Origin of the sequence: Candidatus Enterococcus testudinis (assembly GCF_002140915.1) — a bacterium.
In the GTDB taxonomy this organism is placed as follows: domain Bacteria; phylum Bacillota; class Bacilli; order Lactobacillales; family Enterococcaceae; genus Enterococcus_D; species Enterococcus_D testudinis.
This window is the reverse complement of sequence record NZ_NGKU01000001.1, coordinates 323075-348775: the sequence shown is the minus strand read 5'-3', so window position 1 is coordinate 348775 and position 25701 is coordinate 323075. Positions and strand designations below refer to the sequence as shown.

Genomic DNA, 25701 nt, shown 5'->3' with positions numbered 1-25701 from the left:
GCTCTCTGTTAGGAATACCACACAATCTTACTTTCTTCATCAACGTGTTTGTTGCTTGATTTTTATCAAGGATAGCAGATAGACCAATGACTGTCAATCAGATTTTTTGCGAAAATCAGCGTTCCTTTTTTTCATGTTCTATATTGTGATTTCACGTCGAGCCAGCTGCCCAGTCCACAAGATCCGTATTTCCCGAATAAATATAACTGTACAGTCCGTTTTGGGCCATAAGCGCTTCATGGGTACCGTCTTCTACAATTTCTCCTTTATCCATGACGAGAATGCGATCGAAGTGCTGGATCGTGTTCAGTCGATGAGAAACGATTACACAGGGACAATCATATGTTTTCAAACGCTTCATGATATAGTTTTCAGAGATATTGTCTAAGGCACTGGTCGGTTCATCCATTAACAACAGCTGTGGCTGTTTGACCAATGCGCGAGCTATGGCAATCCGCTGCAGTTGCCCACCGGATAGATTCATACCGCCTTCGGATATCAATGTATCCAGTCCCATAGGCAAGAGGCGAGTCATCTCATCTACACGGGCATCGGTGATTGCCTGCAATAACACTTCTTGTGTAGAATCAGGCGTATTGATCAACACATTGGCTTTTAAACTGCGTTGGAAAATCGTCGGATTTTGATTGACGACACTGATCATCTGCCGTAAAGAAGCCTGTGGGATCGTTGTCATATCTTTGCCATTGAGTAAGACCTCACCTTCAGTCGGCAAGTACAGACCCGAAATGACTTTTAACAACGTCGTTTTTCCCGATCCGCTGGGGCCAACGATGGCGATTTTCTCCGTCTTATCGATTTTCAAATCAATATTTTTTAATACTGGTTCTTCAAACTTGCTAAAATAAAACGCTACTTGTTTTAACTCGATCGATTCATAGGTGTCTATATGTTGTGCCGTCGCTTCCGCTCGCCGATTCTTTTGATCCAATATTTCCGCCAACTTTCCGAAATAGGAACGTAAGATCAAAAACTGCGTTGCTGAATTCATCACAGTCACGATCGGCACCACGAATGACAAAGAAATGGCATTGAAACTGATCAGCTCACCCATCGTGAAAGTTCCCTCATTCACACCGAACAAACCAACACCCGTGATCAATAAAGGCAGCACAAATTGCATACTGCTGGGAATCGTACCGATCCAGCCGGAAACCCGGCTTTTTTTCTTTCTTAGTGCTTGTTGCCGCATAAAGGCCGTTTCCCAATCTTGATAAAACGCTTCTTCAGCACCGATCGATTTGATTGTTTCGATTCCTTCGAAAAGCTCAACCAACGTTTGATGCACTTGGCCGTTTAATTGGATGTCTAGATCCGTACTGGAACGATAAGCTTTAGAGTAAATATAGGTCGATCCAACAATAATCATGATGCCCGTCATACTAATCACCGTTAGCTCAATAGAATAACTGATCATCAATGAGAAATAAGCAATCACCAGCACCAGATCAATGATTGTTGTAAGTAGCTGGGTACTGAGAATTTGCTGGATATAGGTCGTTAAGTTGCCCCGGAAAATCAAATCTCCCGTGGAACGATTGACAAAAAAATTCAGTGGCAATGACAACATCTTCTTCATGAATACGACCATCAGCTTTTCTTCAAAGTGGAGTTGAAACTTTGTGATCACAGTATTTCTCATCCCTTGCAGTAAGTAATAACAGAAGAAAACAATACACACACTGACAATCATCGATTGTGGGGTAAAGTCTACAGCAATCGCCAAATAATTATCAACGGCCCGCTGCGTCATCACAGGGATCCCCACGCCTAAGAATTGGATCACAACCGTCAACAGCACCAAACCCATAATCAGAAATCTCTCTTTGTATAACGTCTTCCATAATGTATCGTGACTTTTCTCCGAACGAACAGGCCCTTCCTTGGTTTCATCTATTGCACTGATCAACAAAGCGACATCCGAAAAATGTGCGCTGAACGCTTGGAGCGAATAACTTTTTCTGCCCAGTGCAGGATCGACGATCGTTATCTTGTTTCCTACGATTTTTTCAAATACAACATAATGCCTATGCTCCCAAAATAACAAACAAGGTGCATTGTTTTCGCGAAAGAAGCCAACAGTATCTGTAATCTTTACACCCACTGTCTCAAACCCGAAATCAGAGAAAATCTCCTTCAAGTGATACATGGTATTTCCGCCTTTAGGTACCCCATAATGATCCCGGACATCGTTCAACTTTACGGGCACACCATAATAATTAAGGAGCATAGTGACCGCTGCGATGCCGCATTCACTATGCTCACTTTGCTCAATAAATGCTACTTTTGCCACACAGCCCACCTACTTTACATATTTTGTGATGCGAGATGCTTTTGTCAGTGTTTTCGGGGGAATTCTTTTGGCATGCAGCTGGCCATGACCGATCAATTGCTGCAGCTCTTCTTTGTGCAGCAACCTGTATTTTGGTGTCTTTTGCACGTTGCTTGTCTTCATTTTCCTAGTCCTTCCTTGAGTGGTTGTCCCTGGTTAAACCCATTTGGCGTATAGCGGGTCTGCTGATTGCCGCTGCCATAGGTCTGCTTTAATTCATGGGTCTCCAAAATGGCGCATTGGGATGCTTTAAGAACGGGTGTCTTTCTTCGTTTTGTCTTCATGCTTGTTTGTCCTTTCTATGATTGGATCCAGATGTTGCGTGGCCATAGAAACAGTGGGTCTGCTATCTAGCCCTGCCCCACGAATCTGCCGCAAAAGCTGTTCATCCAGTTCTTCAAATTTTTTGTTGATCGTCTGATTGGTGTGGGTCGCCTGAACTTTCTCGTTGATTGCTTTGTAGCGCTCCGGCTGAGTGCGTTTAAAGCGCTTTAACTCATCGGTTGTACAAATCATTTCCCCTGTTTGCTGCTTTATCTCATCGATCAACTGGAAATAAAGCAAACGTTGCATCTGATAGATTGGATGCATCGATCATCACCTTTTGTTATGACGTTGTGGGCGTTCCCCTGATTATCTGCCGTAGCAATAGCATCCTCCCAGCAGAAATAAATAGCCTAAGACATAAGTTTTTCGTAAAACATAATACCAAAAAAGACAATACCGCCTAAAAGGTTTAAAAAAGACCAGTAGTAAAGACTCGTTTTCTCTTTATTGATTCTATTAAAGAGTTTCGCATTTGAAATCAACCAGAAAAAAGAAAAACCGACGATTGATTCAATGACCGCTACCCAGCCACTGTCATAGATATATCTTAATATGAACCCTGCAATGAGCAGTGTCGTTTGTACGATAAGTATCAATAAAACCCGTTTGTTTTCTTGCGTGATTGTTAATTGTTTTTCCATGTTCGATCCCCTCCTGTTGATTTAGTTATTACATCAGTTGATCAACTATAAACAAAATAAACCAAATAATTACCGCCCCTAATATAGCGCCACAAAGAATACTCACCCACAAAGGCGTATTCTTAGCCTTAAACAACGATTCAATCTTACTCGCTATAAATGCAAAGGAACCTATTAGTATGGCATGACAAATGACCTCGACTTTGTCATTTAAAAAGTAATATTTGGCTGAAAATCCAACGATCAATGTCACTACTTGAATGGCAAGTATTACATAGGTGAGTGTGCTTATCTTTTCATTTTTAGACGTAACGATTTCTTGTCTCGTATACATGCTCCCTCCTTTTGTTCTGCAAATAGTTAGTATTTGCTCTTCAAGTGTATGGCATTCCTGCAACAAAATGTTCCTAATGCAGTAAATGGTTCGATTTTGGCACTAATTGGTCACTTTGTGCAGCTGACACGCAGATTTTTACGGCTAAGTTTTTAGTTTTTTCACTTTCCACTTAGATAAACCATTTATCACTAAAATAATCACAATTACATAATTAAAATTGAAATAGTCAGATTATTTGGTATAATTAATCGAAAAAGAGGTGGGAATGATGATTACGCCGACCAACATTTCCGTCAAATGATCCTCATCCATGACCAGTAAGTTGCTGCTAGTGTCCAACCAATCCTCGTTAGTGATAGGAGTCGCGCCGAATGAATATCTTTATCTTAGAAGACGTATTGCCGCAGCAAATTCGTTTGGAATCTGCGGTAAGACACATATTGATCCAGAAGAACTGGGTACCCAAAAAAATCATTATCGAGAGCAAACCGCTGCCTTTTATTGAAGAAGTCAGCCGCTCCGTCGGCAACAACTTATATTTCCTTGATATTGAATTGGGTGCGCAAGAAAAACGCGGTCTTGAAGTGGCACAAGAAGTCCGTCAATTGGATCCATTTGGCTTGATCGTTTTTGTCACCAGTCACACTGAATTTGCTCGTTTGACCTTTGAATACAAAGTATCTGCCTATGATTTTATTGACAAGACCCTCGCCAAAGACGCTTTCGAAACCAAAGTCGCCGCTTGTTTGCAGGCTCATTTCAAAGCAGCAGAAGCGTTCCATAAGGAAGATACCTTTATTTTTGACAATGCCCAAAGCTATTTTGTTGTTCCCTTTCGTGATATTTTATTTTTCGAGACCACCGAAATTTCACGAAAAATCCAACTTGTAGCAAAAAACCGCACCATTCTTTTTTCTGCCACTTTGGATGAATTAACGGCGCTGGATGACCGTCTCTTCAAATGCCATCGCTCCTATGTGATCAACGTGACGAATATCCTCTCCATCGACAAAAAACAAAAACTGATCCATTTCTCTGATGATCTGACATGTCTGATCGCGCGCCGCAAGATCGGCGAATTGACCCGTAGAATCCGTAACTATCATTTCGCATTTGAGAAAAGAGTGAGGTGATATGCAGTTCAGTCAAGGTGTATTGGATACAAAAAAAGCGTTAGACTCCACCAAAAGGTAAAGTCCAACGCTCGTTTTTGCTTGATTTAATCAATGATCAGCAGATGATTAATCCACATAAGTTGATTTAGAATTATTCAACCATGCATAGCCTAAGCCCATCACAAGTCCGCCACCGATGTAGTTACCGATAAATGCAAAGACCAAGTTATGGATCACACTGCCGACAGTCATACCAGCTAAGTGACCGCCTGAAGCCCAGAATGCCAATGTGAAGGCTGGGAAGTTTGCGATAACGTGTTCGAAGCCTAAGAAGGCAAAGATGAAAATAATGAAAATGATTGCTGCCACTTTACCAGCATCATCTTTCATCCGCATGCTGACTAAAACAGCTGTGTTCACGACAATATTGGCAAACATCGCTTCAACTAAAATTTGGATCGTTGATTTATCCAATTTTGCAGTGATCGATGTCAGCATGAAGTTATCTGCCGTCAATCCTTGGAAAGGACCTGTCAAAGCTACGATCGAACCGAAAATCACGCCGCCGATCAAATTAAATAGGACACAGGTAAACAAAATCTTCAATGCCAAAGGAATACTTAGACGTTTGCGGTATACCCCGACAGTCATATACAACATGTTCGATGTACCAAGTTCAGCGTTCATATACAAAATCATCACCAACGACCAGCTAAACATAAAGGCGTACAAAATTTTCCCAAGACCATGGATCATTGCTTCACCTTTCATGGCAATTGCAAAGGCGATTGCTGTACCTAAAGTCAAGAATAGACAAGCCATCATGGCACGGACAGCGTAACGCAAATAACTACTTTTGATCAAATCGATTTTCTTTTCAATAGAGGAATCGATTTTCTCAAATAACGGGGATACTGGATTCATTTTTCTGCTCCTTTTTTTGTTGATTATCTTTATTCGTTATAAATTGCACAATACTTCCATATTTTAATGACGAAACACTGATTTGTAAAGTGATAATTGAAAATATAAGGAATTTATGAAAAATTTCAATGATAGCTTTCATTTTCACGCACAAGAGTGAGCCTTGACTTATCGTGCAATATTTCGTATACTATTCTTTGTGTAAAATAATGCAGCAGAAGAATAATAGCTCGTCCCCAGTTCGTTGCCCACAGGGTTCAATTGTGTAACCACGGCTGCAAAGGTGAAGATTGAAGAACGAACTGTACGAATATGAATTGTTCAACGGATTATTTTACTCCAAACTAATTTATTGGAGGAACCAAATTATGTCACGTTATACTGGACCATCATGGAAAATTTCTCGTCGTTTAGGTATTTCATTATCAGAAACTGGAAAAGAATTGGCACGTCGCCCTTACGCTCCAGGTCAACACGGACCAAACAGCCGTGGAAAGAAATCTGAATACGGCATGCAATTAACTGAAAAACAAAAACTACGTCATATGTACGGCGTCAACGAACGTCAATTCCGTACGTTGTTCGTGAAAGCTAGCAAAATCAAAGAAGGCAAACACGGTGTTAACTTCATGATCTTACTAGAACAACGCTTAGATAACGTTGTTTACCGTCTAGGCTTAGCAACTACACGTCGTCAAGCACGCCAATTGGTCAACCATGGCCACGTATTGGTAGACGGCAAACGTGTTGATATCCCTTCATACCACGTTGAAGTGGGTCAAGTGATCAGCGTTCGCGAAAAATCACAAAACATTTCTACAATCAAAGAAGCTGTTGAAGCAACAGCTGGCCGTTCTTCATTCGTCAGCTTTGACAGCGAAAAATTAGAAGGTTCATTGACTCGTTTACCTGAGCGTGATGAATTGACTGCAGAAGTTGACGAAGCATTAGTCGTTGAATTCTACAACCAAGTACTTTAATTTTTCAACCAACACGATCCTTTATTGGATCGTGTTTTTTTGTGCAAAAAAAGAGAAGCTGATCGCTTCTCTTGATCGACTTATTCATATGATATTCACGACTGACTTGCCTTCTGTTTTCTTTTGACGGTAATTGAACATCAATAGTTCCCGTTGCCGTCTTTTGAAAATGATTTTGCGCAGATTGCGAGGCACGAATTTACGAATATCTTCTTCGTTGTAACCCACTTGCAATTTATTATTATCTATGATGATCGGCCGTTTTAACAAATTCGGATACGTTTCGATCAACGAGAGCAGTTCCTCAAGTTTCAATTCTTCTAAATCAATAGCTAATTTTTGATAAACCTTAGAACGCGTAGAAATAATATCTTCCGTTCCATTTTTTGTCAAAGAAAGAATTTGCATTAATTCCTCACTATTCAATGGATCGCTAAACATGTTTCTTTCTTCAAAAGGCAACTCATTTTCAGTCAGCCACGCCCGTGCTTTGCGGCATGAGGTACAGCTGGGTGTTGTATATAGTGAGATCATGTGATCATTCTTCCTTTCTTACTGATTTTGATTGGACCCTTGATTTGCAGATAGATCTTCCATTTGTTCAAAGGTGTCTTGAGTCACAACATCTGCGATACGGATATTGATTTCTTTGACTGTTAATGTTGTCAAACGACTGACTTCTTGCAGGACGATTTCTTGGACCTGGCCAAATAGTTGGGGGATATCTTTCCCATAGAGAACCACGACTTCCAAATCGATGGCGACTTCTTCTTTCCCAATCTCAACATTGATGCCAGAAGCTACTTGTTCCTGTTTTTCAAGCACTTCTGTTTCATCGCGGATGAATCGCCCATTCACGCTGATTAAACCGTCAACAGCCGCCAATGCAGTACCAATCATCGTTTCAATGACTTTTTCTTCAAAGGACAATGGACTTGTTGTTTCTTGCTGATTTTCTGTTTGTTGATCGTATGTCATTTTTCTCACTCCTTGATTTGACGAATAAAGAATACGCCAGCAGCAAATCGAACCTTTTACACAACCTTGTTTAATCAACCTTTTTTCTAGGAAAAATACCCTACCCCATAAGCATAGTTTTTTTTCGCTTTTTTTACAAAGAAAAACACTTGTTACCGAAAAAATATTCTCCAGTTGCACAAAATAGGGAGGTTAAAAAAACAACAGTGATTTGTTCACTGTTGTTTTTAAGGCTATTGATCGTTTACATTTGACCATTCTCTCTTAGTATCCTATTTTCGCGTATCAATCACTAGTGGTATATTTGTGATTTCTTTTACTTCATGATAAATCTGCACCTTGATTGTATCCCCTCTCAAAAGGGAAATCTTAACCGCTTTCCGGTCAACTGTCACTTGGATCAATCGTTCTTGATAGGTGATTTTAAAAGTATAGCTCTCCCATTTTTCCGGAATCGTCGGCGAAAGCATTAGCTCCTTGCCATCAGTTCTTACACCACCAAATCCATAAACTATATTCATCCATGCGGAAGCAATTGACGTTGTATGAAGTCCCTCTCTGGTATTACGATTAAAGTTATCTAGGTCCATTCTTGTCGCAAATTCAAAAAATTGATAGGCTTCTTGATCTTTTCCTAGCTCAGAGGCCAATATAGAATGGATTGAAGGAGAGAGAGACGATTCATGAATCGTTTTTGGTTCATAAAACTCGTAGTTTACTTGTTTTTCAGCAAGTCCAAAAGATTGGTTGTATAAAAACAAAAACATTAACACATCAGGCTGCTTAATCATGTTGTTCCGGTAGATACGGTCATAAGACCAGTGATCATATAATGGAAATTCATCAATTGGAATCGAATGAATGTCAAGTTGCGGCAACTTAAAAAATCCATCATGTTGCTCGATCAAACCATTCTCATCTTTGAGTACGACCATCTTCTCCGCACACACTTGCCAACTTTGATATTCCTTTTCTAAGAGTCCACACTTTTCCAAAGCAGAATGAAAGTTTGTTCTATCTATAGCTTTCATTTCTTCTAACACTTCTATTGTATACTCAAGGGTTCTCTTAGCCATATAGTTCGTATACGCATTGTGATTGACCATCATTTGAAATTCATCTGGTCCCATCACCCCAAAAAAACCAAATTCTCCATTTGCAGACCATGCACCACGAGAAACTAAAAATCTTGAAATTTCAATTAACACTTCAATTCCGTGGGAATACAAAAACTCTTTATCATGTGACACATTTACGTAATGCCAAATGCCATAAGCAACGCCTGTACTCGGTTGGAATTGTAAGCTAGCATGTTGCCACAAATCACATGCTTCGTGACCATTTAAAGTAGCAATTGGATAACAGGCACCTTCACAGTCTAGTTGTTTTGCTCGTTCTTTCGCCTGAGACAATGTATAGTATCGAAACTCAAGTAAATTTTTTGCTGCTGCTAAATTTGTTAAAAGATAGAAAGGTAAACAACAAGTTTCAGTATCCCAAAAAGCAAGTCCTCCGTATGCTTCGCCGGTTAATCCTTTCGCACCAATATTGTGATTAGGATCTTGTCCATGATAGGTTTGGTGTAATTGAAAGATACAATATCGTATACCTTGTTGGTTTCGCGTATCTCCCTCAATTTGAATATCTTCCTTACTCCATACGTTTTCCCAATATTTCCTATTTCTTTCAAAAACTATATTGAAGGATACCTGTGATTTCAACGCTTGAGAACCTGTTTGATTTAGATTTTCTTCATTGATTCCTGTTTTGTTCACAATCATAGTTGCCTTACGCTCTACGCTAAATACTTCGCTCTCCTTAAGTTTAACGTTAAACTTAAGGCCGATAAATTTGTCCCTCTCCACAATTCGAGTGTCTAGGGACTTTGAAGCCACAATAGAAAAACCTGCATAAATTTTCTGTTTAGTAGTAATTGTTTCTGCAATCATTGTAGCACTATCATGATTGGCGCTTTTTACTTGCTCTTGCCAAAAATTTTGACCTTCGCCTTTGTGAAGCATGTTAAAATCTACACCCATTAGAATCGTTAGATTTGCTTCTCCTTCAAGAGCTTCTATCGAGATAGTTTGGTATCCTTGGGTCACTTCTTCCATGTTTAACATACGCTTAAAAATAAGTTTTACTTTTGTTTCTTTATTTGGTTTCCAATGAAAGCTGCGTATTAATATTCCAGTTCTTAAATCCAAATGTCGTTCAAAATTATCTATCTCCGCATTAGCAAGATCTAATGGAGTATTATCACACCAGATTCTAGTATACAACCAATCTACTGCGTTAACCATAAAATGACTTCTAGCAACAATCCCTTTGTATTTCACATGATTTTCTTTGGGACTGTTCTCATAAACCCCGTTGAAATAGCTTCCGATTAATGTTTCACCTGAATAACCTTCCTCAAAGTATCCTCGAATGCCCATATATTCATTTGCTAGCGAAAAAATAGATTCTGATACTTCGCTTCGACTCTTTTCAAAGCCCTTTTCCGAAACAATCCAGGGATTGACCATATAATACATATCTGCAATTTTCCCCATAGCACTAACCTTTCTAAAATGTTGTTTTTCTTACGATCAAAGTTCCATTCAATAAAGTAATTTGGTTTTCTTTCATGTGTTCATCAACAATATTAACTAACGTTTTCATTGCTATCTCGCCTTTTTTTGTTTGGTCTAACCTAATAGTTGTTAATGGTGGATCATTCAAGGCCGCATATCGAATATCATCAAAACTAATGATGGATAGTTTTCTTTCATAAAATGACTTTTCCTGTTTCAATTTGTGAATGAATTTTATTGCCAAATAATCGGCCGTTACAAGAATACCTTGGAAATCATCTAGATGATTCAGTATTTCTGATTGCTGCTCTTCTGTATATTCTAAATCTGTATCTGGTTTTATATGAAAGTCTTTAAGTGCATTATGATAACCAACATAGCGTTGTTGGATAACTGATGTTTTATTTTTGTCAAATTCATAAGAGTAAAAACCAATTTTGGTTAATCCTTTTTTTAGTAAATAAGTGGTGGCTTTGTAGCTTGCATCTTGATCATTTGTGTTAATAAAATAACTATTGGGATAATCTTCGATATGACTGTAGACTTCATCTTTCAAATGAGTATCAATGAAAATGATTGGTACTTGAATGATTTTATGAACTTCTTCAAATAGTTCCTGACTAAATCCAACAGCAATAAAACCATCGAATCGCCAATTCTTCTGGACTTCTTCTATATCTTCTGTTTTTGTGACACTATGAACTAAAGTAAAAAAATTATGTTCCTTTGCTACTCGTTGGATACCTTGCAGGATTTCATTCACAAAAGGATCCGCAAAGTCTAAATTCTTCTGATCTGAAAAATACAATAGTCCGATCAAACGTGAGGATGATTTCACTAGGGCTCGAGCATTCATATTTGGCGAGTAATTATATTTTTTTATAATTTCCTCGATCATATCGATTTTATCTTGGGACACGCGATGCGCTTTTTTATTAATAACATTTGAAACTGTTGTTACACTGACACCTGCTTCTTCAGCAATTTTTTTGATTGTGATTTTCATGCGCTTGGTCCTTTCGAACGTACTCATTTTCCCTTATTATACCGTATTCTATCTTTCCAGCAATTAGTTAGTCATTCTCTTGATAACACTTACGAATTCACATCCACTGGAAGGGGGATGTTTTGTTCATATCCTCATTCACTTTAATAGGTAATTTCTTCTAAATACTCTATGCTTTTATCCTTTCAGCCCTGCAATTGAAAAAAATTTTTTTCAACTTTAAGATAGATTTTTCTAAAGGTTAAATTATTGATTAATGATATGACAGAAAAACCGCCGAAAGTATAAAAATAAATCGATGTTAATAAACGTTCCGGACTACTCAAACTAAAATAGATGACAGCGATGTTAAAGGAAAGCAGAAAAAGTATTTGTTTTCCATTTTGGACAGCTATCAAAAAACAATTTTTCACGCTTCTTGCTATCGTATCTTCATATCGCCCTAAATAAGAGAATAGGAGCAGAAACAATAGTAAAAGCGCCAAGACAAATGGAAATAAGACACCTAATCCTATTGCCCTTATTTGCGCTGTCTGTTGTTCAAATAGATAGAAATCTATCAAAAAAAGAACAGTCATAAGGAGTATAACAAGCCAACTGATCGTGGCTTGAACAAAATTTTTTTTGAAGCAAGTAAAATAACTTCTTACAATCCCTTCATCATTGTCTTTCAAAATTTTTTGCCAGCTTGTATTCAAACTGACTAAAGATGCACCAATCGTGATAATAGGAATACTTGTAACCAAAAATAATATATTTAGCAAAAACAAATCCGTTGTTCTCCCAAGAATCTTGATTATTGGACTATTTAGATTCATTAATTCTTTCATTCTATCTCCTTCTATTTTCTTTCTGAAGAAAATTCATTTGATAAAGCTGAAGTAGTTGTTACTCCAGCTTTACCTATTTGCTAATTTAATGCTGCATTGTATCTATCAAAGGCCTCCTGTTGAATTTGCATAAATTCATCGATTCCCATTGCCTCAAGCTGTTTCAAATAGCCATCCCATTCTTCTTCCACACCACCTTCTACGATCCATTTAGCAGCTGTTTGAGAAGCATATGAACTAATATCCACGTACAATGCTGACAAACGCGTCAGCTCTTCTTGTGAATACATAACATTCGGAAATGCGGGCAAAGCGTATTCATTGATTTCACTATCCAGCGCCAATTTCAACCCGTCTCCTTGTGTTTCATCAATTGTTACTCGATCATTAAATCCTTCTTCCACATATTTAGGTCCAAAATCACGCAAAGAATTGATCCATGCCCACTCATCAGCAGAGGTGTCACCTTGAGGTGGCAACACAGTATATTGATCACCGTCTTTTTCAACGCCTATACCAAAAGATCCATAAAATGTCTGGATACTTGCATCATCAGTATAAAACTGGTCAGCCCACTTCAATAACTCAGCTGGATTTTCGCAGCTAGTCGTTACCATAAATTCGTTCCGACCATAATTGTAATGATCAGGATCAGAAATGACATAACGGTTGCCATCCGGTCCGACAAGGGGCGGCAAAGCCACGTATTCTTCAGCATGTAGTCCGAACGTAGCGTCTGCTGTCCATCCAGCAGCTACACCAACCAGAGAAACATCCTTGTTCATTCGTTTTGCATCACTCATAGAAGTATCAGCTGTAAACAATTCTGGGTCAATCAATCCTTTTTGATAAGCTTCACTCATCCACGCAATACCATCGCGATAGGACTCTTCGGTACGAAGATAAACGGGTTGCTCATCTTTCAAACTCATTTCATAGGTATTGTCTGCACCAAGACGATTATCAAATGGTAAAATAAAAGAAAAAGTTTCACTAAAATTCCCAACCCCATAAGGGATTTCATCATTCAAATTACCATTTCCATTAGCATCACCTTCATTAAATGCAACTAAAACATCTATAAATTCTTCATAAGTATCCGGCATATCTAGCCCAAGATTGTCTAACCAAGTCTGATTGATAAACATCTGGTTTGCTATCAATGGCCGCATTGGCAATTTTTTTGGCAAACTGTATATGTGTCCATCAGGTGAAGTAATCATAGCTTTGAGTTTGGGATCACTCTCCATGATTTTTGATAAATTCGGCATATTTTCTTCTATCAAATCTTCTAACGGAATAAAGACATCTTGATTTTGTGCAATTTCTGCATCTGTAAAGGTGATTGAGCCTAAAAAAGCATCCGGTAAATCGCCCCCGGCCATGAGCACAGATTTTCGATCTCCCCAATCAGCTGATAAGTGAATATCCCAATCGATTTGAATACCTGCGTTTTCCTCTGCCTCTTCTAGAAATCCTTTGGTAAAATCATCTCCCCAATCAGCCCAACGGACAGTCGAAATTTTGAAACTTGTATTATCACTTTCATTACTACTCTGGTCAGCATCTGGCTCTTCATTACCGCAAGCAGCTAATATTCCAAGTAACCCAACAGATAAAAGTAGTTTTGACCATTTTTTCTCTAACATTTTTATTCCCCCATTCATTCTTTTAAAGCGCCAATCATAACGCCTTGATTAAAGTATTTTTGTAACAGCGGATATAACATCATAATCGGTGCTGTTGACACAACAATTGCTGCATATTTCATCATATCAGCGGTTGCTCTTAACTCAGAAGCCAACTCTCCGGTTGCTTGTGTTTGCAGTAGTTGATTACTAATGAGTAATCTGCGGAGAATCAATTGCAATGGTTGGAGATTTTCATTTGTCAAATAAATCAACGCATTAAACCATGAATTCCAGATTCCTACTGCTGTCCATAAACCAATAACCGCCAATATCGCTTTGGACAGAGGTAAAACTATACTAATAAAATATCGAATCGTTCCGCATCCATCAATTTGAGCAGCTTCCCACAATCCTGCGGGAATACTATTATTAAAAAAAGTTCTAGCAACAATGATATTGTAGCTTGATACAGCAAATGGAATGACCATTACCCAAAAAGTATCCAAGAGACCTACATTTTTTATCGTTAAGTACGTAGGAATCAAACCACCAGAAACAAACATAGGAATAATGAATACGATCGCCACCCACTTTCGGCCGAACAAATCTTTTCTAGATAATGCATATCCTGCTGGGATATTCACCAATAACGCGACTAAAGTTCCAACAACGGTATACATGACAGTGTTCAAATAACTACGCCAAAAAAGTGATTGTTCGAACAATTTTACATATCCATCTAGTCGCCAATCATTAGGTAATAACCAAACTTGACCACTACCAACATCTGCTGGGTCACTAAATGACGCAATGATGACAAACCATAAAGGATAAATGATTAGGAGAATTAAAATGATTGCTACGCCATAGACAAAAAAATTAAAAACTTTTTCCGAACTATTCATATGTCTTCCTCTTTTTTTTGTTTTCATATTCCCCTCCTAAAATAAACCTGTTTTTGTGAGTCGACGGGACAATGAATTAACCATTATCAATATAATGACATTAACTACAGTATTAAATAGGCCAATAGCAGTAGAATAGCTGTATTGGAAATTAATCAACCCTACTTTGTAAACATAAGTAGATATAATTTCGCTTCCTGCTAAATTCAATGGATTTTGAAGCAAGAGTACTTTCTCAAACCCTACACTCAACAGTCCACCCGCGCGTAGAATAAGTAAAATCATTGCAGTTGGCAGAATCAGGGGTAAATCAATATGCCTAATTTTTTGTAGTTTAGAAGCACCATCCATCGTAGCCGCTTCGTAATAAGTTGGATCGATTGCTGAAAGTGCGGCCAAGAAGATAATACTGTCCCAACCGACGTGTTGCCAAACATCACTCCATACATATACACTTGCAAAGCTTGCAGGTTGCGATAGCAGAGCTGGTATATCAATGCCAAATAAACCCAGAAAATTTACAATCAATCCATTATTTGGTGAAAGAAATAAAATCAGCATGCCACACATAACCATAGTCGAAATAAAATGTGGTAGATATGTTGTAACTTGGAAAAACTTCTTGAATTTTTCTACTCGAATTTGATTACATAAAATTGCCAATGCTATGGGTAATGGAAATCCCACTACAATGCTGTAAATCGAAATTTTTAGTGTATTTCTAATTGTTACGCCAAACTGATATGAACTAAAAAACTGAGAAAAATGCTTAAATCCAACCCAAGGACTTCCAAATATCCCGGAAGAAGGTGTATAGTCTTTGAACGCAATCACTAATCCTGACATTGGTATATACGTAAATATCAGTAATAAGATAATCGCTGGTGCTAATAAAATATACAAAGAAAGACTGTTTTTTACTCTACTACTGTACAAACCTTTCGTGCTTTTCCCCACACTTGAATCCTCCCTTTTCACCAATCTGTTTGATTAAAACTGATTTCTATTACATTTGCCCTTCCATTCAAACTTTCAAATGAATGTCGCCTGAATCATCTGAGAAAATCTGGCACTAATAATTCCTATTAGCATATTAAAAGGTAAACATCATATAGCATTCAAAAGGCACCTCTTTCCTTAAACGGTTTAACGTTAAACCTAAAATTCACTTTCAGTTTAACGTTAAACTTTAAATATGTCAACGCTTTCATTAAATTAATTTATTTTCATTTTTCGCTTTCTAAAATTGGGTAAACTAAACAGATTCGTGTAACTTATCGTTATCTATTCTATTTAAATTCGATTTCTCATATTTACACACAAAAAAATAGCAGTGATTACTCACTGCTACATTTCACCTCAAATCCAAATCAACATACCCTCGATCCACTGACACCTCTTTATAAGCCGGGCGCATGATCTTTTGTGCATTCACCAACTCTTCGATCCGGTGCGCAGACCAGCCGACGATGCGGGCTACCGCAAACATTGGTGTGTAGAGTTCTTCGGGTAGATCAAGCATGTTATATACAAAGCCGCTGAAGAAATCAATGTTGGCACTCACGCCTTTATACATTTTCCGTTTTTCCTTGATGACTTCAGGAGCGATCCTTTCCACCATGGTGTAAAGTTGATATTCTTCCCACGCTTGGCTGCCTTTTTCTTTTGCCAATTTAGCCACATAGTTTTTAAAGATTGCTGCACGGGGATCATTGTCACTATATACCGCATGACCCATTCCGTAGATCAAGCCTTTTTGATCAAAGGCTTTTTTGTCCAAGACTTGTTCCAAATACCCCCGAACTGCTGCTTCATCAGTAGTATCTAACACGTGTTGTTTCAAGTCAGTCATCATCTCTGTCACTTTGATATTTGCCCCGCCGTGCTTTGGACCTTTTAATGAACCCAATGCTGCCGCGATTGTCGAATACGTATCGGTGCCACTGGATGTCACGACTCGGGTAGTAAAAGTGGAGTTATTCCCGCCACCATGTTCCATGTGCAACACCAATGCCATATCCAGCGTTTGGGCCTCTTGGAAACTATATTCTTTTGTTGGCCGTAGCATGGTCAAGATCGTTTCTGCAGTACTCAGATCTGCAGGTGGACGGTGAATGTACATGCTCTCGCCTTGACTATAGTGATTATAGGCATGATAGGCATAGATTGCCAGTAATGGAAAGACACTAATCAACATAAGACTTTGTTCCAACACATTTTCAATACTGATATCATCCGCTTTTGGATCATAACTTGCCAATGTCAGAATACTACGGGAAAGACTGTTCATAATATCTGAAGAAGAAGCTTTCATAATCACATCGCGGACAAAATTTGTCGGCAGCGTGCGTTTCTCTGCTAATAACAAACGAAACTCAGCTAATTCGCTTGCAGTTGGCAGTTCGCCAAATAGTAATAAATATGCAATTTCTTCAAAACCAAAACGGTCTTCATGGACAAACCCTGCCACCAATTCATTGATATCAATCCCGCGATAGCGCAATTCGCCGCATGCTGCAACTGGTTTTCCGTCGATAATTTTTTCGGGATAGATGGTTGAGATTGTCGTCAATCCAGCAACGACACCTGTCCCATTGACATCTCTTAGCCCTCGTTTGACATCATATTCTGTATAAAAATTCACATCGATTTGATTTGCATGCTGACATTGCGATGCAAGAAAGGACATCTTCTTACTCTTCTCTAATTTTTCCACAGCTATTTCTCCTCCAATCCAACTTGCTATATCCAACTGATTTGTTATTTAATCCTATAATCACGCACTTATATCAAGCTCACATTATTGTGCATGCTATTTTCCAAACTTTTACACATTATAGCACGATGATTTGAAAATGAAATATTTTTCATAATTTTAATTGATTTTTTAAATTATCATCGTATAATTATTCCTAATAAGTATCTATATTTCGTTATAAGGAGGATCTCTATGAAGTGGCAAACAAAAATTACGGTCAATCAATCTGAATACACGTACATTGACCTCGTGAAACTCGCTGCGCAATTTTCAGCTGACCTTCACCGCTTGCCGTACACCATCCGGGTATTACTTGAAAGTGTCGCACGTCATCAAGACGATGAAATTACCGAGGCGTATTTGCCTTATCTAGCCAATTGGTCCCCTGTTGCACCTGAAGGCGTAGTGCCTTTCAAGCCTGAACGGGTCGTATTGCAAGATTTTACTGGCGTACCAGCTGTGGTTGATTTGGCAGCAATGAGAGATGCCATCGTGTCTTTAGGCGGCGATGCAGCAGCCATCAATCCAGAAATCCCCGTGACGTTGGTTGTCGACCACTCCGTCCAAGTCGATTGCGCAGGTACCCCGCAAGCAGTGGCCTTCAATACGGAACGAGAATTTGAACGCAATCAAGAGCGCTATCAGTTCTTGAAGTGGGCGCAACAATCTTTTGCTAATTTTGAAGTCGTACCGCCAGAAACAGGCATCATTCATCAAGTAAATATTGAGTCTCTTTCAGATGTGATTTTACAGAAGCAAATTGGTGAGGATATCTATCTTTTTCCCGATACGCTCCAAGGAACCGATTCTCACACGACCATGATCAATGGTTTGGGTGTCCTAGGATGGGGTGTGGGCGGTATCGAAGCCGAAGCCGCTATTTTGGGGGAACCTTCTTTCTTTCCGACACCCGAAGTGATCGGCGTGCGCTTTGTTCATGAGATGCCGGCTGGCACAACTGCGACTGACTTGGCACTAAAAGTGACAGAAGTCTTGCGTTTGGAAAAAGTTGTCGGTAAATTCGTTGAGTATTTCGGCCCTGGTTATAGTCAATTGTCCCTTGCTGATCGGGCCACGTTGGCCAATATGGCGCCTGAATATGGTGCCACTTGCGGCTTTTGCCCAATTGATCAGGAAACACTAAATTATCTAGCAACTACTGGACGCCCTGCGGCATTGATCACATTGGTCGAAGCCTATGCAAAGGCCAATCATCTGTTTTATGATGCGCAGCAGTCTCCTGAATACAGCAAAGTAATCACCATTGACTTGGCGGAGATCCAACCTGCCCTTGCAGGACCAAAAAGACCGCAAGATCGCATCTTACTGCCAGCAGTCGGTACCGATTTTGACGACTCTGTAACAGCTGCAGTTGGACCGAAAGGATTTGGCTTAACAGCTGATGAATGGGATAAAGAAGCTCTGGTTCTCTGGCCAGATACAACGGAACGCTTAACGACTGGTGATCTGGTGTTGGCGGCGATTACCAGCTGCACCAATACCAGCAATCCTTTTGTCATGTTATCCGCGGGACTTTTAGCCAAAAACGCCGTAGAAAAAGGTTTAGTGGTCCCGAAATATGTCAAAACCTCATTGGCGCCCGGTTCACAGATTGTTACGACCTATTTGCAAAATAGTGGCCTGATGCCTTACCTGGAGAAGCTCGGCTTCTACTTGGTTGGGTATGGTTGTACAACTTGTATCGGCAATTCTGGACCGTTGGAAACACCGGTTGCTGAAGCCATCGAGGCAGAAAACTTACTGGTTGCATCTGTTTTGTCCGGCAACCGTAACTTTGAGGGACGGATCCATCCCCAGATCAAAGCCAACTACTTGGCTTCGCCACCTTTAGTTGTCGCTTATGCCATCGCCGGTACGATTCGTAAAGACTTGACGACGGAACCTTTAGCAATCGTTGATGGCGCCCCCGTTTATCTAGCGGATATTTGGCCGACAAATGAAGAAGTCAATGCCTATGTCCAAACATATGTGGGACCAGAAGCCTTCAGGGCTGCTTATGCCCATTTGTTCGATGCAAATGAACGTTGGAATGCGATTGATACTACAGCCAGCGCTGTCTATGACTGGCAAGAAGAATCGACGTATATTGCACACCCGCCCTACTTCCACACTTTGAGCAAAGAATTACCTCAGCAAGGGGCACTCAATGACTTGAAAGTATTGGCTAAACTAGGTGATTCAGTCACAACTGATCATATTTCACCTGCTGGCAGCATTGGTCTTGATTCTTCTGCTGGAAAATTTTTGACAGACCGCGGGGTTGCTTATCGAGAATTCAACTCATTTGGTTCCAGACGGGGCAATCATCATATTATGATGCGGGGCACATTCGGCAATATTCGCTTGCAAAATCAGCTGGTTCCTGGCAGCACAGGCAGCGTCACTCACTATTTCCCAACTGGGGAAACCTTATCGATCTTCGATGCCTCCATGCAGTACCAAGAAGCCGGAGACAGTTGTATTATCCTTGCCGGCAAAGACTACGGCATGGGTTCATCGAGAGACTGGGCCGCAAAAGGCACACAACTTTTGGGGATCAAAGTAGTATTAGCAGAAAGCTTCGAGCGAATCCATCGCAGCAATTTGGTGATGATGGGCGTGATTCCACTGGAATATGTATCTGGGCAAACTGCCGCCTCACTTGGCTTGGATGGAAGTGAATCCTTCTTTGTGGCTTTGCCCGAAGAACCACAAGTGGGGCAACGCATTGAGGTTACTGCCAAACGCAGTGACGGCACAGCGCTAACCTTCCCAACCCGTTTGCGCTTTGATGCCCCAGCAGATATCCGCTACTGGAAGAACCAAGGTATCCTACCTATGGTGATCCGCAAAAAAATCGCTGAAACAGGAGGAGCTCTACATGTCTAATCAACCACACACAACAACCACTATCCCTTACATCGCAGGGGATGGGATCGGGCCAGAAATTTGGCAAGCGGCGAGACCGGTGATTGACGCCGCTATCACCAAAGCGTACGGTCAATCAAAGCGGATTGACTGGGTTGAAGTTCTTGCCGGCGAAGCGGCCTATACACAAGCAGGTACGTGGTTGCCCGAAGCAACGATTGAGGCCATCAAGACCCACAAACTGGCTTTGAAGGGACCATTAACGACACCGATCGGCGAAGGGTTTCGCTCCCTGAACGTGACATTAAGACAAACACTAGATTTATATGCTTGTGTGCGCCCTGTTCGTTACTTCTCAGGGGTACCCTCCCCTTTAAAAGCACCTGAAAAAACCGATATGGTTATTTTTCGAGAAAACACGGAAGATGTTTATGCTGGCATCGAGTTTGCGGTAGATGATCCGCAGACAAAAACATTGGTCGAGCTATTGGCCAATCAATTTCAAGTGCACAACATCCGCTTTCCGGAAGATACTGCTTTAGGGATCAAACCGATCTCTATCTCAGGTAGCCAACGCTTGGTCAAAGCAGCCATCGATTATGCTTTGGCCCAAGGCCGACAAACCGTAACACTGGTGCATAAAGGCAACATCATGAAGTTTACTGAAGGGGGCTTCAAGAATTGGGGCTATCAGTTGGCAGAAAGTGCGTATGCAGATCAATGCTTTACCATGAATCAGTATGCACGTTTGCAGCAATCGGCTGGTGAAGCAGCTGCCCAAGCGGCCTTAACAAAAGCCAAGACGGCTGGCAAACTGATCATCAATGATGTGATTGCAGATAACTTTTTGCAGCAAATCTTGCTTTATCCTGAAAAATACGATGTCATCGCCACTTGTAATTTAAACGGCGACTACATCTCAGATGCCTTAGCGGCACAAGTCGGCGGTATCGGCATTGCCCCTGGTGCAAATATCAATTACAGCACAGGCGCAGCGATTTTCGAAGCCACTCACGGAACAGCGCCAGACATCGCAGGTCTAGGCAAAGCCAATCCTTGTTCTATGCTCTTATCAGCCGGAATGCTCTTGGAATACTTAGGTTGGCAAGAAGCAGCTGATTTGATCACAGGCGCCATCGAAGCAGCACTGACTGCGCAACAAGTAACGGCTGACTTTGCTGATTTGCTTCCTGAGGCTACCTGCTTATCTACACAAGCATTTGGTCAATGGTTAACGGACTCAATCTTAGATTAATAAACAAGCCTTGACCACGACGCATGACTATTCCGTGATCAAGGCTCTTTTTCAACTACAAAATATAAAAAAAGAGGCTTTACTTTTCGTTCACCCTGCTATATAATTTCGTTAACCAAATTAAACAAAAAAAGGTTAACGAAAGAAGAGGGATACCATGAAATTAACACTACGAGAACAAATCCAAGCAGCACTTTTTGCCATTATTATTGCCGGGCTCTCACAATTGACGATTCCTTTGGGTTTGATTCCCCTCACAGGACAAACATTTGCCGTTGGTTTGGCTGTTACTTTTCTAGGTATGCGTACGGGTACAATGGCTATTATCATCTATTTATTGTTAGGTTTGATTGGCTTGCCTGTATTTGCGGGATTCACCAGTGGTATCGGAATTTTACTTGGACCTACTGGCGGTTATCTCGTTGGGTTTATTTTTAATGGGTTGCTTACAGGCGCTATGATGTCCTACAAACCAACAAACTATTGGTGGGGAATCATCGCAAACATCGCGGGTGCGTTGGCTACTTTGGCTTTTGGTACATTGTGGTTGAAATGGAGTGCTGGAATGACTTGGTCAGCGGCTTTTAATGGCGGCTTTGTCTTGTTCATTCTGCCAGGCATCATCAAAGCCGTAGCAGCGGCAGTATTGGGGATTTTCTTACGCAAACGGTTAGGACGCAGATTGGCTTTGAACTAACCCATGTCAAATAACCAAAAAGCACGGCACTGCAGTCGTACTTTTTGGTTATTTATTTGTGTTCGCTCAAACATGTATTTTCTTCAGGCAGTGTCACCTTGTCAGTTCCTCTGCACGCTTTTCTTCGCTCGTTACTTCAACGTCCAACCACCATCGATCGGTACAATGGCCCCTTGCAGATAGCTTGCTTGCGGGCTGGCAAGAAAGAGTGTCAATGCAGCGACTTCTTCGGGTAATGCCCAGCGTTTGACAGGCGTCTCTTCTGCTACCCATCGCGCCATGGCCCCATCGCTGTCAAAGTCGGCTTGGTTCATCGGTGTTTTGATAGCTCCCGGTGCAATGGCTTTGACTGAGATACCTTGCCCTGCATGATCCAATGCCAATTGTTTAGTAAAGCCGACAATGGCATGTTTCGTCGCCGTATAGGCAATCCCGCCTCCACCAGCAACCATGCCGGCAATCGATGCCATGTTGATGATCGTCCCTTTTTCGGCAGCAAGCATTCCCGGTAAAATTGCTTTGGTCAGATAGAACATACTAGAAAGATTGGTGTTGATGATATCCAGCCACTGTGTAGTATCTGTCTCTAAAATCGTTTGATAGCTGTCTAGTTTGCCAGCGGTATTCAACAAAATGTCAATGCCGCCAAATTGCTCTTCACAAGCTGACACTGCTGCCGTACAATCCGTGTCTTGTGACACATCCCCCTTGTAACCGCAAAAAAGCGGCGCATTCATCAGAGCCGTTGGAAAAGGTTGGACATCGACACCAAACACCCGCGCCCCGTGCTGAAGAAATAACTGCGCTTGTGCAAGACCAATGCCTGAAGCAGCCCCAGTCACAAACACGCGGGTGTCCTCAGTGACCCATGTGTCCGTCATTCAACAATCTTCCAGTCATTAGCCAAAATGTCGCAAACAGTGGGTGCGAAACTTGAGAAACCTTCATCCGCAGTCTTGATCAAAAAATAAGGGGTCACAGGGCTGCCATCATACACTTCATCAGCAACCAACGTCACATATAATTCATAGCCGCCCCAACCTGCGCGAATAATTTTCGCACCAGCTTTTAGTTTTGGTAAAATTTCTTCAAATGTCATTTTCTTTCCTTCTTTCTATTTAATAGTCAATCAACGTGATACCTTGCTGCAGTTCTTCAATCAAGTGGGCTTGCTTATACGCCGCAAATGCGGCATCATGTTGGCGCAGCAAGCCTCTGATTTTTGTTGGCTGATACGCATCCGCCAACTGCTCTTCTTGCACGAAACGTCGCGTCATCCCCCATTCATAATAATAACCGAAAGGGCGACAATGATACAAAGTCCCTGCAATCAGTTTGGGCGCAAACCGACGATGCGTGTGTCCAAAAACGACATGCTTCACTTGGGGATATTCAGCGATTACCTGCCCGAAATTCGGTGAGCCCAAAAAAGCGTTCAAATGATTCCAGCGGGCATATTTTCCTGTATGATGAAGGATAAAATCCGGCTGCGGCACAAAATGTGTCGACAAGATCACTTGCTTGTCTGCTGGGATCGTTGCTAACACGCCTTGCAACCGCTGGTTAATGGCCTGGCTGATGGCAGGATCAGTACCCTGCCGCTGGATCATCCGATCATACCAAAATAGCCGTTTCAATCGCAGAATCTCTTTTTCACTCGTTATATCTGAATATTGATAATCATACCAGCCATTCACGCCTAATAACAGCTGCGTGTCAGAGAGGGGATATAGGCGGAAATTAAGAAAGGCTGGATCAGTAAAGGCCTCGATTTCCTCCTCTGTCAAATCGACCATCTCATGGTTGCCCCAGTGAAAGGTCACTGATAACCCTTGCGCTTGAAAAAAGTGAATGACAGCCATAGCTCGTTCTTTTTTGTTGGCGATGTCCCCAGCCAGATGCAAATGATGGACTTGCTGCTGTGTTAAATATTCGGTGATTTGTTGTAGATGCACATCTGATAAATGATTGATGTCCACGTGCAGGTCACTGATAATGGCTAATTTCCCCATGAAGCACCCCTCGCTGTGTGCTGTTCGATTCGCAGTAATTGCACGTCTTTCGTTGCTTGACCCGCTGTTTTCAGCTGCAGTCTGCCTTGTTCAGCAAGTGTTAACTGAATGGTCTTCGAATAAGTCTGATTCATTTCATCCGTTGTCCAGACTACACCAATCGACGTCTGACACTTGACTGTATAAGGTGACTTGTCGGATAACGGATAAGTGTCCGGTGCAACGATCAAGCGCAGATCCACATCCACCGATGCCGTCGTTGTCGCTGGAAAAGGATCCCAACCTTCTTCTCCTGCAAAATACAAGCGATCCGTTGCTTGCATCACCGCCTTGATTTTTTCACCAGCCTGTTGTGCTATCAAGATCTCCATAGGTTCACTCCCTTACATCACACGCTTGGTCCATTCTTCTTTGGTCATGCCCCGCATCACTTCATCTATTAATTGTCCCCGTAATAGCCGAGCAGACGGAATCGTGGCTTCAACTTTCATACCGATCTTTTCCATGACCCGACCTGACTGTGGGTTTCGGGCATCATGCAACGCATAGATCCGAACCAAGTCCAGTGTTTCAAATCCAAGATGCAGCAATGCCATAGCGGCTTCTGGCATCAGTCCTTGTCCCCAAAACATACGGCTGAGGGTATAACCGATCTCCGCAGTTTCTTTTGCCGATTCTACCCGCAAATCAATGGTACCGATCATTTGTCCGGATGTCTTATCTTGAATGGCAAATTTCCCTAATGGATCAGCCATAAAGTAAGTGGCAATACTGACCATCGTATCCTCGATGGATTGATGCTGCGGAAAAACAAATTTTGTCGTTTCCGCATCGCTTGCATAGGCATACATATCTGTTGCATCTGCCAGTGTCACTGGTCGCAACAGCAAACGGGGGGTGTCGATTATTTGATGCTTGGCCAACAACAGCTGATGCCGTTCATTGTTTTCCATACCTTTCCCTACTTTCTTTGATGATTTGTTTGCAGAAATCCTGTACCTTACACAATTTGTACTTGTGCTATAATAGTAATAAAGAAAACGCTTGAGGAGGCTATTTATGGCTGATGAACTAGAAAAACGCCTTGATACAGGGATGTATGGCACCCCTCGAATCAATCCCGATGAACAGCGCAAATACTTAGGTACATTTCGCGAACGTTGTTATCTTAGTATGACAGTAGCAGAAATGAAGAAGAAGGACAACCAAGAAATACTTATTTCTGCATTGCCCAACTATCCACAGCAATTGGTCTTGCTGAATGGCAAATTGCCCGAATCGATCCAAACAGCTTATCTCGCACTGCTGACGAAACATCAAATGGATTTTCGCGTGGTCTCTGATGCCCAAGATGCTGCGCCTGATAGCATTGGTTTGTTGATTGCAGCCAAAGAGGCGGTCAATGAAGCAGAGATCGATATCGAAAAAAAATATCCGAAAGCACCTGTTGCAGAGACCAAAGACACACCAAAAAAATCATTTTGGCACAATATTTTTCATTAGGAGGA

26 protein-coding genes and 1 other annotated feature (1 of these 27 running past the window's edge) are annotated in these 25701 nt (G+C 41.1%); of the genes, 6 read left to right on the top strand and 20 right to left on the bottom strand.

The features are described 5' to 3' along the window. Positions 1 to 52 (bottom strand) — a binding site (T-box leader); it reaches 201 nt to the left of the window's first position. A 99-nt stretch (positions 53 to 151) separates the two neighbouring features. The 5 genes from A5886_RS01780 to A5886_RS01765 all read right to left on the bottom strand — a co-directional run bounded on the left by A5886_RS01780 (position 152) and on the right by A5886_RS01765 (position 3655). Next, positions 152 to 2314, bottom strand: a complete 2163-nt coding sequence (locus tag A5886_RS01780; RefSeq protein ID WP_256926117.1) for a peptidase domain-containing ABC transporter — start codon at positions 2312 to 2314, stop codon at positions 152 to 154. 9 nt (positions 2315 to 2323) lie between these two features. Next, the gene (locus A5886_RS15710; protein ID WP_179189950.1) at positions 2324 to 2476 is read right to left on the bottom strand and encodes a hypothetical protein; all 153 of its coding nucleotides are present in this window, start codon (positions 2474 to 2476) and stop codon (positions 2324 to 2326) included. Between the two features lie 126 nt (positions 2477 to 2602). Further along, positions 2603 to 2944 (bottom strand): hypothetical protein, encoded by a 342-nt coding sequence (locus A5886_RS01775; protein ID WP_086273352.1) that lies wholly within the window; start codon positions 2942 to 2944, stop codon positions 2603 to 2605. Between the two features lie 86 nt (positions 2945 to 3030). Further along, positions 3031 to 3321 (bottom strand): hypothetical protein, encoded by a 291-nt coding sequence (locus A5886_RS01770; protein WP_086273351.1) that lies wholly within the window; start codon positions 3319 to 3321, stop codon positions 3031 to 3033. A gap of 28 nt (positions 3322 to 3349) precedes the next feature. Continuing rightward, on the bottom strand, positions 3350 to 3655 hold the full coding sequence (locus A5886_RS01765) for a hypothetical protein (RefSeq protein ID WP_086273350.1): 306 nt from the start codon (positions 3653 to 3655) through the stop codon (positions 3350 to 3352). 374 nt (positions 3656 to 4029) lie between these two features. Here A5886_RS01765 and A5886_RS01760 point away from each other — a divergent pair, with 374 nt between their 5' ends. Next, positions 4030 to 4791 (top strand): response regulator transcription factor, encoded by a 762-nt coding sequence (locus A5886_RS01760; protein ID WP_086273349.1) that lies wholly within the window; start codon positions 4030 to 4032, stop codon positions 4789 to 4791. 108 nt (positions 4792 to 4899) lie between these two features. On the opposite strand, the gene A5886_RS01755 is transcribed toward A5886_RS01760, so the two are convergent. Further along, positions 4900 to 5697 carry a formate/nitrite transporter family protein gene (locus tag A5886_RS01755; protein WP_086273348.1) on the bottom strand — a complete coding sequence of 266 codons (798 nt, stop codon included), beginning with the start codon at positions 5695 to 5697 and terminating at the stop codon, positions 4900 to 4902. Positions 5698 to 6065: 368 nt separating this feature from the next. Between A5886_RS01755 and rpsD the strand changes: the two genes are divergently transcribed. Next, complete coding sequence (gene rpsD / locus A5886_RS01750) at positions 6066 to 6677, top strand: 30S ribosomal protein S4 (protein WP_054115764.1); 612 nt, start codon at positions 6066 to 6068, stop codon at positions 6675 to 6677. A gap of 84 nt (positions 6678 to 6761) precedes the next feature. On the opposite strand, the gene spx is transcribed toward rpsD, so the two are convergent. From spx to A5886_RS01705, 9 genes are all read right to left on the bottom strand, one after another. Further along, on the bottom strand, positions 6762 to 7211 hold the full coding sequence (spx, locus tag A5886_RS01745) for a transcriptional regulator Spx (RefSeq protein ID WP_086273347.1): 450 nt from the start codon (positions 7209 to 7211) through the stop codon (positions 6762 to 6764). An 18-nt stretch (positions 7212 to 7229) separates the two neighbouring features. Beyond that, on the bottom strand, positions 7230 to 7655 hold the full coding sequence (locus tag A5886_RS01740) for an Asp23/Gls24 family envelope stress response protein (RefSeq protein ID WP_086273346.1): 426 nt from the start codon (positions 7653 to 7655) through the stop codon (positions 7230 to 7232). A 272-nt stretch (positions 7656 to 7927) separates the two neighbouring features. Then, positions 7928 to 10210 (bottom strand): glycoside hydrolase family 65 protein, encoded by a 2283-nt coding sequence (locus A5886_RS01735; protein ID WP_086273345.1) that lies wholly within the window; start codon positions 10208 to 10210, stop codon positions 7928 to 7930. A 13-nt stretch (positions 10211 to 10223) separates the two neighbouring features. Next, positions 10224 to 11237 (bottom strand): LacI family DNA-binding transcriptional regulator, encoded by a 1014-nt coding sequence (locus tag A5886_RS01730; protein ID WP_086273344.1) that lies wholly within the window; start codon positions 11235 to 11237, stop codon positions 10224 to 10226. A 185-nt stretch (positions 11238 to 11422) separates the two neighbouring features. Beyond that, positions 11423 to 12067 (bottom strand): DUF624 domain-containing protein, encoded by a 645-nt coding sequence (locus A5886_RS01725; protein WP_086273343.1) that lies wholly within the window; start codon positions 12065 to 12067, stop codon positions 11423 to 11425. Between the two features lie 80 nt (positions 12068 to 12147). Then, complete coding sequence (locus A5886_RS01720; protein ID WP_086273342.1) at positions 12148 to 13716, bottom strand: type 2 periplasmic-binding domain-containing protein; 1569 nt, start codon at positions 13714 to 13716, stop codon at positions 12148 to 12150. Between the two features lie 14 nt (positions 13717 to 13730). Beyond that, positions 13731 to 14630, bottom strand: coding sequence for a carbohydrate ABC transporter permease (locus A5886_RS01715; protein WP_086273341.1), 900 nt, complete (start codon positions 14628 to 14630; stop codon positions 13731 to 13733). 9 nt (positions 14631 to 14639) lie between these two features. Then, the gene (locus A5886_RS01710) at positions 14640 to 15560 is read right to left on the bottom strand and encodes an ABC transporter permease (protein ID WP_086273340.1); all 921 of its coding nucleotides are present in this window, start codon (positions 15558 to 15560) and stop codon (positions 14640 to 14642) included. A 397-nt stretch (positions 15561 to 15957) separates the two neighbouring features. Next, on the bottom strand, positions 15958 to 17319 hold the full coding sequence (locus tag A5886_RS01705) for a citrate/2-methylcitrate synthase (protein WP_179189949.1): 1362 nt from the start codon (positions 17317 to 17319) through the stop codon (positions 15958 to 15960). 234 nt (positions 17320 to 17553) lie between these two features. Between A5886_RS01705 and acnA the strand changes: the two genes are divergently transcribed. The 3 genes from acnA to A5886_RS01690 all read left to right on the top strand — a co-directional run bounded on the left by acnA (position 17554) and on the right by A5886_RS01690 (position 22181). Beyond that, on the top strand, positions 17554 to 20250 hold the full coding sequence (gene acnA / locus A5886_RS01700) for an aconitate hydratase AcnA (RefSeq protein WP_086273339.1): 2697 nt from the start codon (positions 17554 to 17556) through the stop codon (positions 20248 to 20250). After that, the gene (gene icd / locus A5886_RS01695) at positions 20243 to 21484 is read left to right on the top strand and encodes an NADP-dependent isocitrate dehydrogenase (RefSeq protein ID WP_086273338.1); all 1242 of its coding nucleotides are present in this window, start codon (positions 20243 to 20245) and stop codon (positions 21482 to 21484) included. Before acnA ends, icd begins: the two co-directional genes overlap by 8 nt. A 157-nt stretch (positions 21485 to 21641) precedes the next feature. After that, entirely contained in the window at positions 21642 to 22181 is a 540-nt protein-coding gene (locus A5886_RS01690) for a biotin transporter BioY (protein ID WP_086273337.1), read from the top strand. A gap of 131 nt (positions 22182 to 22312) precedes the next feature. On the opposite strand, the gene A5886_RS01685 is transcribed toward A5886_RS01690, so the two are convergent. From A5886_RS01685 to A5886_RS01665, 5 genes are read right to left on the bottom strand one after another with little or no spacing between them, the layout of a single operon-like run. Next, positions 22313 to 23062 (bottom strand): 3-oxoacyl-ACP reductase, encoded by a 750-nt coding sequence (locus tag A5886_RS01685; protein ID WP_086273336.1) that lies wholly within the window; start codon positions 23060 to 23062, stop codon positions 22313 to 22315. Further along, entirely contained in the window at positions 23059 to 23280 is a 222-nt protein-coding gene (locus A5886_RS01680) for a DUF2829 domain-containing protein (protein WP_086273335.1), read from the bottom strand. Before A5886_RS01680 ends, A5886_RS01685 begins: the two co-directional genes overlap by 4 nt. 19 nt (positions 23281 to 23299) lie before the next feature. Further along, positions 23300 to 24193 carry a metallophosphoesterase gene (locus A5886_RS01675; RefSeq protein WP_086273334.1) on the bottom strand — a complete coding sequence of 298 codons (894 nt, stop codon included), beginning with the start codon at positions 24191 to 24193 and terminating at the stop codon, positions 23300 to 23302. Next, positions 24181 to 24564, bottom strand: a complete 384-nt coding sequence (locus tag A5886_RS01670) for an iron-sulfur cluster biosynthesis family protein (RefSeq protein ID WP_086273333.1) — start codon at positions 24562 to 24564, stop codon at positions 24181 to 24183. Before A5886_RS01670 ends, A5886_RS01675 begins: the two co-directional genes overlap by 13 nt. A gap of 12 nt (positions 24565 to 24576) precedes the next feature. Then, positions 24577 to 25146, bottom strand: a complete 570-nt coding sequence (locus A5886_RS01665; protein ID WP_086273332.1) for a GNAT family N-acetyltransferase — start codon at positions 25144 to 25146, stop codon at positions 24577 to 24579. A 106-nt stretch (positions 25147 to 25252) separates the two neighbouring features. On the opposite strand from A5886_RS01665, the gene A5886_RS01660 reads away from it, so the two are divergent. Further along, positions 25253 to 25696 carry a YueI family protein gene (locus A5886_RS01660; protein WP_086273331.1) on the top strand — a complete coding sequence of 148 codons (444 nt, stop codon included), beginning with the start codon at positions 25253 to 25255 and terminating at the stop codon, positions 25694 to 25696. The last annotated feature ends 5 nt before the right edge of the window (positions 25697 to 25701 follow it).

Excerpts from the sequence above, each read along its gene's own strand:
- acnA (WP_086273339.1), top strand. The coding sequence starts at position 17,554 with ATGAAGTGGCAAACAAAAATTACGGTCAATCAATCTGAATACACGTAC.
- A5886_RS01755 (WP_086273348.1), bottom strand. The coding sequence starts at position 5,697 with ATGAATCCAGTATCCCCGTTATTTGAGAAAATCGATTCCTCTATTGAA.
- A5886_RS01735 (WP_086273345.1), bottom strand. The coding sequence starts at position 10,210 with ATGGGGAAAATTGCAGATATGTATTATATGGTCAATCCCTGGATTGTT.
- A5886_RS01740 (WP_086273346.1), bottom strand. The coding sequence starts at position 7,655 with ATGACATACGATCAACAAACAGAAAATCAGCAAGAAACAACAAGTCCA.
- A5886_RS01715 (WP_086273341.1), bottom strand. The coding sequence starts at position 14,630 with ATGAAAACAAAAAAAAGAGGAAGACATATGAATAGTTCGGAAAAAGTT.
- icd (WP_086273338.1), top strand. The coding sequence starts at position 20,243 with ATGTCTAATCAACCACACACAACAACCACTATCCCTTACATCGCAGGG.
- A5886_RS01720 (WP_086273342.1), bottom strand. The coding sequence starts at position 13,716 with ATGTTAGAGAAAAAATGGTCAAAACTACTTTTATCTGTTGGGTTACTT.
- A5886_RS01680 (WP_086273335.1), bottom strand. The coding sequence starts at position 23,280 with ATGACATTTGAAGAAATTTTACCAAAACTAAAAGCTGGTGCGAAAATT.
- A5886_RS01775 (WP_086273352.1), bottom strand. The coding sequence starts at position 2,944 with ATGCATCCAATCTATCAGATGCAACGTTTGCTTTATTTCCAGTTGATC.
- rpsD (WP_054115764.1), top strand. The coding sequence starts at position 6,066 with ATGTCACGTTATACTGGACCATCATGGAAAATTTCTCGTCGTTTAGGT.
- A5886_RS01675 (WP_086273334.1), bottom strand. The coding sequence starts at position 24,193 with ATGGGGAAATTAGCCATTATCAGTGACCTGCACGTGGACATCAATCAT.
- A5886_RS01660 (WP_086273331.1), top strand. The coding sequence starts at position 25,253 with ATGGCTGATGAACTAGAAAAACGCCTTGATACAGGGATGTATGGCACC.
- A5886_RS01730 (WP_086273344.1), bottom strand. The coding sequence starts at position 11,237 with ATGAAAATCACAATCAAAAAAATTGCTGAAGAAGCAGGTGTCAGTGTA.
- A5886_RS01760 (WP_086273349.1), top strand. The coding sequence starts at position 4,030 with ATGAATATCTTTATCTTAGAAGACGTATTGCCGCAGCAAATTCGTTTG.
- A5886_RS01690 (WP_086273337.1), top strand. The coding sequence starts at position 21,642 with ATGAAATTAACACTACGAGAACAAATCCAAGCAGCACTTTTTGCCATT.
- A5886_RS01765 (WP_086273350.1), bottom strand. The coding sequence starts at position 3,655 with ATGTATACGAGACAAGAAATCGTTACGTCTAAAAATGAAAAGATAAGC.
- A5886_RS01665 (WP_086273332.1), bottom strand. The coding sequence starts at position 25,146 with ATGGAAAACAATGAACGGCATCAGCTGTTGTTGGCCAAGCATCAAATA.
- A5886_RS01670 (WP_086273333.1), bottom strand. The coding sequence starts at position 24,564 with ATGGAGATCTTGATAGCACAACAGGCTGGTGAAAAAATCAAGGCGGTG.
- A5886_RS01685 (WP_086273336.1), bottom strand. The coding sequence starts at position 23,062 with ATGACGGACACATGGGTCACTGAGGACACCCGCGTGTTTGTGACTGGG.
- A5886_RS15710 (WP_179189950.1), bottom strand. The coding sequence starts at position 2,476 with ATGAAGACAAGCAACGTGCAAAAGACACCAAAATACAGGTTGCTGCAC.
- A5886_RS01725 (WP_086273343.1), bottom strand. The coding sequence starts at position 12,067 with ATGAAAGAATTAATGAATCTAAATAGTCCAATAATCAAGATTCTTGGG.
- spx (WP_086273347.1), bottom strand. The coding sequence starts at position 7,211 with ATGATCTCACTATATACAACACCCAGCTGTACCTCATGCCGCAAAGCA.
- A5886_RS01770 (WP_086273351.1), bottom strand. The coding sequence starts at position 3,321 with ATGGAAAAACAATTAACAATCACGCAAGAAAACAAACGGGTTTTATTG.